At 59.5% G+C, this 9,700-nt stretch carries 4 protein-coding genes; 1 reads left to right on the top strand and 3 read right to left on the bottom strand.

All coding sequences use genetic code 11. The features are described from left to right. Positions 1-255: 255 nt before the first annotated feature. The 3 genes from ACI38B_RS01695 to ACI38B_RS01705 all read right to left on the bottom strand — a co-directional run bounded on the left by ACI38B_RS01695 (position 256) and on the right by ACI38B_RS01705 (position 8,981). Positions 256-2,127, bottom strand: a complete 1,872-nt coding sequence (locus ACI38B_RS01695; protein ID WP_439729252.1) for an LPXTG cell wall anchor domain-containing protein — start codon at positions 2,125-2,127, stop codon at positions 256-258. Positions 2,128-2,378: 251 nt separating this feature from the next. Continuing rightward, a complete protein-coding gene (locus tag ACI38B_RS01700) occupies positions 2,379-6,941 on the bottom strand; it encodes a SpaA isopeptide-forming pilin-related protein (RefSeq protein ID WP_439729253.1) in 4,563 nt (1,520 codons plus the stop codon). A 645-nt stretch (positions 6,942-7,586) separates the two neighbouring features. Next, complete coding sequence (locus ACI38B_RS01705) at positions 7,587-8,981, bottom strand: NCS2 family permease (protein ID WP_439729256.1); 1,395 nt, start codon at positions 8,979-8,981, stop codon at positions 7,587-7,589. Positions 8,982-9,300: 319 nt separating this feature from the next. Between ACI38B_RS01705 and ACI38B_RS01710 the strand changes: the two genes are divergently transcribed. Beyond that, the coding region (locus ACI38B_RS01710; protein WP_439729254.1) for a hypothetical protein at positions 9,301-9,700 on the top strand (400 nt) is incomplete at its 3' end.

Here is a 9,700-nt window from a genome sequence, read left to right on the forward strand (position 1 = left end):
GGGCTGATTGAGCGGGTTGCGCAGACAGGGCCGGCTGGGCCGATGACACCACATGCGTATGCTTGGCCCGATTCGCCATGCGACCTCCTTGCCTCGGCCTGCGGAGTTGAACCGATGGCCGCCTTCGATCAGTCATGACAGGCCCCGTCTCCGGGACGGTCCGAGCGGATCGGCCCGGAGACGGGGCCTGTCAAATTGCATCATGTGCCGATGCGGCGGACGCCACACCGTAGCACGGCCATGGCGCCTACCTCATCAGGCGCGTTGCGCCGCCTTACGCGCCCGCACCGCGAACAGTGCAGCCACGGCGATCACCGCCACGCCGATGATGGTGAACATCGCGATGCCCGCGGCACCGGTTTTCGGAAGCTGCGTGATGGAAGTCACGTTCTTGACGTACGCGGTGTCTCCGGTGGGCTCGCTCGTGTCGCTTGTGCCCGCGGTCACCAGTTTGTACACGTCCTGGGTGGTGTTGTAGGAGTACGACAAGTCAGTCAACCAATCATCACCCGCTACGAGGGCGTTACCCGATCTGGCAGGATTGTATTCGTCATTGTCGAAAGTGTCCTTGAGCGTGACCTCATAGGTCGGTGCCACCGTCTGAAGGTACGTATCAGGCACCTTGGTTTCCTTGACGGTATAAGTCACACCATCCTTGCTGGCCTTGAGACCCTTGACCTTGATCAGGCCGTCGCTGCCGGAGACCAGGTCGGTGGTCGCCGTTGAGCTGTCTTTATCGACTACGTATGCGCCGGAAGCGTCTTTCGTGAATTTGAGCGCAGTGCCTCCGGTGGACACCTGGAAGGTTGCGCCCGGCAGATCGCCGCCTGCGGCATCGACCTTGTGGATGGTGAACTCGTGGGTATACACGTTCACAATCGGGCCTTGAACAGTGTTCACCTCCGAGTTGTCTGACGGGTTGTTCGAATACTTCAGCTGTACGGTGTTGTTGTTGCCTTGCGTATCCGCGCCGGTGCCGGCGGTGGAACCCTTGGTGGTGGTCGTGGCGGCGGTGGACAGCTTGCCGGAGACGATCACGGTGATGGTATCCCCGCTCTCCCAACCGTCCCATGCCTGACCGCGGTTTTTCGTAGTATCCGCCTGCGCTTTGTTGACCAACCGTTGGAAATCGATAGTCAGCTTGTTGAGATCAGTGGCAGAGCTGGTGGTCGACTCGGGCTTGGTGGTGAAGTCGGAGTTGACGGTCAGCTCCTTGTTCTTCGTGGTGTCATACACGGACACGACCGTCTGGTCGATGAACTTGCCCTCTTCAAAGGTGTCGACGATGCTGAGCTGGCGGGTTGTCTTTGGATCGCTGAGCGTCGGGTCCGAAGCATAGCCGTCATAGTTCGGGATCTTCGTGGTCAGCTTGAAATACACGGTGTCCGTGGTGTTGTAGGACGGGTCGTTGTTCGGAGCCGTACCCTTTTCATCGGTAACGACCTCCTTGGTGATGGGGGCGGTCGTGTCCTTGAGCGTCACCGTGCCGACGTTCCCGGAATCGGTGATTGCGGTATTGGCGAAAGTCGTGCCGACGATCATTGGAACCGACTGGGTGCTGTTCGCTGAATCCTCACCTGACGTGTACGTGTCAAGAATCAGATATAGGCCTTCGGGCAGTGTTGCGCTGAACGTATTGGTACCCGTAGCGGCGGGCACTGGCGCGCTGTAGGACGGTGTCCACTTCGTAGCGGTATCAGTGCTGGAAATCTTCTTTGCCAGCTCATCGGCGAACAAGCGCTCCTTCTTTTCACCCGTGTTCGTACCGGTCTTGTAGCCGTACGGGGTTCCCGAAGAATCCTCCGACAGCTGCTTGAGCCCTTCCTGGGCTTTGGTGAGCGTACCTGATGCGCTTGCGCTGATGCCTGCCGTATCAAGAGCGCTCTCGATGGCGTCCTCATCGCTCGAATCGACAACGTAGTTGAAGGTTGTTGTGTCGAGTTTGCTGTCTGAAGTCGCGCTATACGTGCCGCTGTTGTATGCGGCGATCTTGTAGGCGGTCAGCGTATGGCCGGCAGTACCATTGCTTGCAGTGACCGTGATGGTGCCGTTGGCATCAGCCGCCTGGGCGCTACCTACGCCAAGTGCCAGACCCCCCCCCCAGGGCGATGGCCACAGCGGCCACACCCGAGAGGAACTTCTTGATTGAGCTCTTCATGATTCTCCTTGCTTCCGTTGGTTTCACACGGGCGGTTCACGCCCGCCCCCTTCCCAGCCACACACCCTCCGCAGCTGGAGAAATCTTTCATTATTACAGTAGCAGCGGCATCGACAGTTGCGCCTGCAGCGTCCCATCGAGTGTCTGGACGCTTCGGGCGCTACCGGCGGACATCGTTAGGGGCCGATACCCACCGGTGACGACTGGCGGAGAACCGCCATTATCCGCGTCTGCGCCGCCGTGCGATGCCGTACGACACCGCTGCAAGCGCAAGCGCTGATACACCGATCATCGCCACAATTCTTGGGGTCCACTCACCTCCTGTCAATGGCAACGATGTGATGGAAATCTCATTTTCGATGGATCCAACGTCTTTAGTGAGCAGGTTCGCATCGATTTTAATCGTGCTCTTGGCGCGCACGATGGTGAACGTGCGGGATGTTTTATCCGCGATATACCCGTCAGGAGCGGTGCTCTCCTGCAACGTATAGGTGCCCCACTGCAGGTTGTCGAGCTTGAAGCCTCCAGCCTCCGGATCCACGTCGCACGCCCAGGTAGTGGAGCATGCCGTATTCGTCGTAGAGCCGTCGGTCGGAGCCCAGTCCGTGATGGTGACGTTCTGGCAGCTGTCCGGGGAGCTGTCAGGACAGAACGTGACCTTCCAACTCGACCCGCCGAGCAGAGTTTTGCCGGTGATATCGGTCTTCTTCCAGGTGGCAGAACCGGTCTGTCTGATGTCGCCGATGGTATTCATGGATGTTCCGGACGCGTCGGCAAGCGCTGTCGTGCTGCCTGAGGCATCCGTGATGTCCGAAGTGCCACCGTCCGACGAGATGGTGAAGGTGTACCACGTGTCTGACGAGTCCGGCAGCTGATACAGCGCCGGCGCCACGGTTTCCACCAGCTTGTAGGTGCCTGCGGGAAGCCCTTGCACGTTGATGATCCCGTCGGCGGTATCGGTGTCGGTATATGTTGAGGCGTTGCCAGTGCATCGGGTCGTGTCGATGGTCTGGTTGTTGTCGGCGATGCAGTATGCGGCGTCGGTTTCCCTACCACTGGAATCCAACAGGGTGATCTTCCATTGCGAAGCCGGCAGCGCGGTCAGCGTGCCGCCGGCCTGCTTGGTGTCACCGTCGACTTTACGCCACACCACTTGAGTCGGATTGTTGACGACGGTCAGCGAGCCGTCAGAGTTTGTACTGACACCGGAGTCCCAGCTCAGCACGCCGTTGGCGACGGTGAAGCCGTAGACGGTGGTGTCCCGCTTGTAGCCTTCCGGTGCGACGCTTTCCGTCAGTTTGTAGGTGCCGTCAGCAAGATCGGTAAGCGTGAAGACACCGACCGCCGCATCGGTATCGTCAAGAGTGGCGGAAGTATTGGCGGTGCTCGCCGTCCCCGATCCAGAACCCGCGGTGGATGATGTCGATGACCCTGATGTAGCGGTCGATCCGGAAGACGTGGTCGTATCCGATGTGGTCGTGGTCTGTCCGGCGGTGATGGTGGCTTGCGAACCGAGCAACGTCGAATCTGCAGCCACCGGGCATGATGTCCCCGAAGGAGCCCCATCCGTGGCGGTGCCGCCGGACACGGTGATCGCCGTGCCGCCGGTGAACGTGAAGTTCTTGTTCTTGCTTGGCTGATACCAGTTTCCTTTGTCAGTCGTGTTGCTGGTGGTGAACAGGAATTCCTTACCCGCCTGTGCGAGGTCGATCACCGCGGCCACATAGTCGTTGCTGCAACTCACCGCCTTCATCAGGGTGTAATTGCCCACCGTCGGCCATGTGCCGTCATTGGCCTGGTACTTCAGATAGACGTCGCCGGTCCATCCGCTTTCGGTGTGGTGGAAGTACACGACGGTCTTCGTCAGATCCGTATCCTGGACGGTGACGCGGAACCTGATGGATTTGTTGCCCGCTTGTACGACCACCATTGCCGTGCCGTCCGCGACTGCGGTGATCAGACCGGAATCCGACACGGTCACCACATCGGTATTGCTTGAAGACCACACCGGCGTGACCGTCGATGGTTCTGCGGAGGCATCCAGATCCACAGTGGTGCCATTGAACATGGTTACCGTCGCATCTGTCACGACAGTGCTGTTCACGGCCCCGGACGCCGTAGCGACCGTGGTGCCGTCGCGCGCGACAGTCAGCGATGTGGCGTCGGCGGATTCGACCGTGATCGTGACGCTGCCGCACACCGTGGTATCCGATACCGCGCAAGCCTTGATCACCGCCGTGCCCGCCGCGATACCGGTGACGACGCCGTCGGATACGACAGCGACACCGCTGTCGCTCGTGCTCCATGTCACCTGCTGATTGGAACCGTCAGGCGCCACCGTCGCGGACAGTGCGATATTGCGGTATTCCTTGACCTTCGCCGAGCTTGCGGTCACATCAGTACCGTCCAGTGCAAGCAAGACACCGGTCGGTGCGACCGTGTTGTCCGTGACCGTATAGTCGACCGCAGTGCCGGACGACGGCGTATAGGTCAACTTCCACTGCGATCCCGGCAGTGCCTGCCCGGACTCGTTCTCCTTGCGCCACGTGACGCTCGGGCCGATTTTCACGTCGCCAATCGCGTAATAACTGGAACCGGAACTGGAATTCGCATCGGTAATCGAATGCAACCGATTGTCGGTGGTGTCCGAAGCGCCGATCTGCGTTCCTGACGACGTGTACACCCTTCCTGTCAGATGGTTCTCGCCGGCATAACCTGAACTTGAGGTCTGCGCCGTGTAGATATTCGTATTGAGCTGGTACCCGCTGGGAGCAGCCGCCTCACGGATGTAATAGTTGGCTTTCGCCGTCAGCCCCTGGACCGTGATGACACCCTCGGCCGCATTCGTATCGTTCTTCCCGTTGTCAACGACGGTGACGAGCGGATTCGTGCGGTTCTCGGCGTCACTGAGCGAACCGTAGATCGTCCACGTTGAGCCCGGCAGCAGCGTGGCATCGGAATCGCCGACCTTGGCGAAGGTGATCGAGGCGGCATCGGATGTGAACCACGGCAGGTTATGCCGTTCCTGATCCATATCGATCACCGAGGTGCTGCTGCCGTTCTCGAAATTCGTAAACGCCGTACCGTCGCTGTATGATACGACTGCCGTAGCCGGGTTATCCATCTCGAAATCGCCGCCGACATAGACGCGGCCGTTTGTGGAAACGTGCGACTGGAAACTGCCATTGGGCACGTAGATGCTGCCCATCCAGCTCGCCGCCGGGTCGTCAGTGGTTCTCATGGCCTTGGCGGTTCCCTCGGAACCGGTCGATCCGCTTTTGACGGTTTGCATGCCGGACCCTTGGCCGCCTTTGATGGTCAACTGCGACGTATACGGGAAGTTCCACAACAGTTGCTGCACCCGTGTGGTAAAGACCTCGGTCTCGTCCTCGGACGTGGAAGATACCCCCACACCGTCAGTCTTCGCGCCACGCGCATACCATCCGGCGATTTCGTTGACATCGCTGTCTGTGATCTCGGAATCCTTCGTTCCGCCCCACCACAGGCGCCAGCCATTGTTGAACGTCACCGTATTCGAGGCCGTGCCGCCATCATCATTCACGACGTTGATAATCACCGAAGCGGTGTCCGGAATGTTGCGCAGCCAGAAATCAATGCCGGTATAGCCGGTGGAATCGAGCGCGGATACTGGCAGATCGAACACCTGGAAGCTGGACGTGCCGTCACCCGTCAACGTGATGAGTTTCTCACTGATGCTGCTCGACGAAAACGTGAATTTATAGCTGTCGACCGATTTCTCGTTGTAGATTTCGCGCTTGAAATAATCGTACTTGTAGCGGGTGAAGTCCTCCGATGGCGCCACACCCACCTCATAGGTCCTGTTGGCGCGCAGGGCGGCAAGCTTCGTGGAATCAGAATTCACCTGCGACAGATAGCCGGAATAGTCCGTGCCGTTGACCGTGAACGATGACGTGTCGGCGAACGTGCTCCAGGAACCCGCTTTACGTTTGCCGTCAGCGCTGCTCACACTCGCAAGAGATGCATAAGACGAATCGGTGCCGTGCCCCCATTCGTTCGCGATGGACGAAGACCCGGAGACGGTCGCCGTATAGGAGAAATCGCGCGTCGCGCCATACGAGGAGCCAATCCAGCCACCACCATAGTTGACAGTGCTGCCGGTACTGGTTGCAGGCCATGCAGCGATATCGACAGAAGGCGAGTTCATCAGCGTCGTGACACCGGATTGGTCGCTGCCCCTGACCGCCAGGACACTGGAGTTATGGGTGCCGCTGCTGTCGGTATACGTTTCCGAGGGACGATACTGCGAGCCAAAGCCGACGACACCGAAGCGAAAACCGAGACCACCCCAGCTGTTTTTCAACTGTCGCATGGCCAGACGGCCATTGACCAACGTCAAGCCCTCGGCCTCGGCGGCGTATGATCCCGTGATGCCGTTCTCGTTGTTCAGGTTGGACTGCACCGTAGAGGAATCCGAGCCGATTTTCTCGCCCACGTACATGTTGCCGCCCACATATGTGGCCACACCGGTATCGGGATTGCTTTCGCCTTCGAGATTGTCGCCCATCTTGAGCGGTGTCGACGTGTGCATCGAGCCGGCCGTGGTGATCGTCGTATCGAAACCGTCGGATGCGTCCGCGGCGCCTGCCGGGGAGAACGCCACCAGATACGTGGCCAGGATTGCGGCGACAATGCCGGTGACTATGAACGGCACCACCACACGGGTGCGCAGACGTGAACGTACACGTCTACGATGCAGGCCCTCGCCTTGGATGCCGCGTGGATGCGCAACATGGCTGAACATAGTACCTTGCCGCAGCCGCGACGGTGTATGGCGCGGGGAATGTAGGCGCTTATGGTGTGTCATCGGTCCCCCTTTCGCCGTTGCTCCTGCGGTTGCCGACACTGGCCAACCGTCGATGTTCTTTCATCACTGCATCGGTCACTGACGGGGACGGCGCCTCTATGCCAGACTATATGTCACACATATACGTCATTCAGCCATCAAGCCCATCTGGTTCCGATGCAATCGGTAGCACTCACTATAGCAAAGATTGTCGGACAGGCAAATCCCTGATATCTCGCGGTTCGCCAGGAGATAAGCGGGCCTTGCTGTCGGAAACGCTTCAGCATAATCGACAGCGCCGCAAACGTATTCATCACTGACTATCAGCTGGGAAAACTCATGCTGGAAGTCACGGGCATCATCGCCCGGCGTGTCGTTCGGCGGTATCTTCAAACTGTCTCTTCAAACGGCATCATGCAATGACTTCATGCAACGGCTTCGCGCAACGGCTTCCGAACGCCGGCATGCAAGACGGGGCCGCCGCACCATGCGACGACCCCGCCGAATGTTCCGCCACACGCTTCCAGAGTGGACGGGAATCACCGCCCCGGCCGGCCGAAACCGCCGGGACGTTTACCGGTCATAGCCCGGTCACAGCACCGGTCACAGCACCGCCATGCAGACGAAATCAAGGATGAACAGCGCAGAGACCACCCAGATCACCGGATGAACCTCCTTCGCCTTGCCCTTGCAGGTCTTCACGATGCAGTACGTGATGAAACCGCCGGCGATGCCGTACGAAATCGAGTAGGAGAACGCCATGAACACGGCGGCGAACAGCGCCGGAATCGCGTCATCGATGTTGTCCCATGCGATTTCCTTGAGGCTTGCGGCCATCATGCAGCCGACAATCACCAGCACGCCGGCCGTCGCGGCGGACGGGACAGCGGAAATCACCGGGGACAGGAATGCGGACAGAGCGAAGCAGATCGCCACCACAACCGACGTCAGGCCCGTGCGGCCGCCGGCACCGATACCAGCTGCGGACTCCACATAGGTCGTCGTGTTCGAAGTGCCGAAAATCGCGCCGATCGACGTGGCGATCGAATCGGCGAACAGCGCACGATCCATCTTCGAGCTGAAGCCGGAGCCATTCTCCAAGGCCTTCTCATCCTCGTCGGAGAAGATGCCGCTGCGGCGTCCCGTACCGATGAAGGTGCCCAGTGTGTCGAAGGTGTCGGACATCGAGAACGCGAAAATCGTCACCAGCACCAGCGGGATACGCGCCGGGTCGGAGAACAGCGCCGGGAAGCCCTTAGCGCTGAAAATCGCGCCGAACGTGGTCGGCAGCTGGGAGAAGGTCTCGCCGATCGACACGGAATTCGACATCGTGGTCAGGCCCATCGGAATGCCGATGATTGTGGTGATGATGATGGTCAGCAGCAGGCCGGCCTTCACCTTGGTCACCGTGAACACGATGGCCAGCAGCAGGCCGATGAGGAACAGCCACAGCGTCGGGTTGTTCAGCGTGGCCAGGCCCGGGGTCGCGGCAGTTGCCAGACCCTTGCCCGCGGCCTTCGTATCCTTCGGGGTGAAGGTGATGAAGCCGACATTGAGCATACCGACATACGCGACGAACAGGCCGATGCCGCCGCCGATCGCGTGCTGCAACACCTCAGGAATCGCCTGGATGATCATCTTGCGGATCTTGGTGACCGTGATGATGATGTTGATCAGGCCACACAGGAACACCATGCACAAGGTCTCCTGCCACGTGAACTTCAGCCCGAAGCACACCGTATACGTGAAGAACGCGTTCAGGCCCATGCCGGCGGCCTGCGCGTACGGGACATTGGCGAACAGGCCCATGACCAGCGTGCCGATGATTGCGGCGATAATCGTGGCGAGGAACACGCCGCCCCACGGCATACCCGTCTGGCTCAGGATCTGCGGGTTGACGACGATGATGTACGACATCGCGAAGAACGTGGTCAGGCCGGCGGTGATCTCGGTGGATACCGTGGTGCCGTTCTCCTTGAGATGGAAGAACTTCTCCATAAGTTCCGCTCTCTCCTTGATTCTTGGATTCTTGGTTTGTGCACGACGGATGGGCGCCGTGCTGAGGTTACTGCGACTCGCCCGGTCGCCGGCGATGCGGCCGGCGGCAAGGTTCACGCGATGGGCGAACCGCGCTGTGGCACGTGGACGACCCATCGGACATGCCCACGATAGCATGTGGAGAAGTCATGAAGATGCGGGGGCGTCTTTCGACCACATTTGCCCGGCGTGGTGGACCCGGCCGGCAGCGCATTCGTAATATGCACATGTATTGCATCAGAAAGAATCCGGGAACGAACATCACAACAGGAACATCATCATGAGTATTACCCAGCGCTCCTCGAACTTCGCTCCGAAAACACAGGGCTTCCACGAGCAACTGCAGGCGCGAAGTATCGCCACACAACAACAATGTCTGTCGCTACCGAACAACGCCGGCACGCAACTCATCTTCGCAGCGGCGACATCTCTGGAACTTCAATGCATCCCAGCACTTCGACATCCCGACGAGACGCTGAATCTCCTCGACGCGACCAGTCTGCCCGGTATGCCGCGCGCACGATGCATGGGAATCAGAGAACACCGATGGCACATCGGGACTCAGGAATCAGTGATCCGGCACCGTAGCGGGCTGCGCACGCTTGACCTGCTCCACTCGTGGGCGCAACTGGCCACACGGCGCACGCTTGAAGAACTCATCATCATCGGTGATGCAGTAG

Origin of the sequence: Bifidobacterium sp. (genome assembly GCF_051876855.1) — a bacterium.
Lineage (GTDB): Bacteria > Actinomycetota > Actinomycetes > Actinomycetales > Bifidobacteriaceae > Bifidobacterium.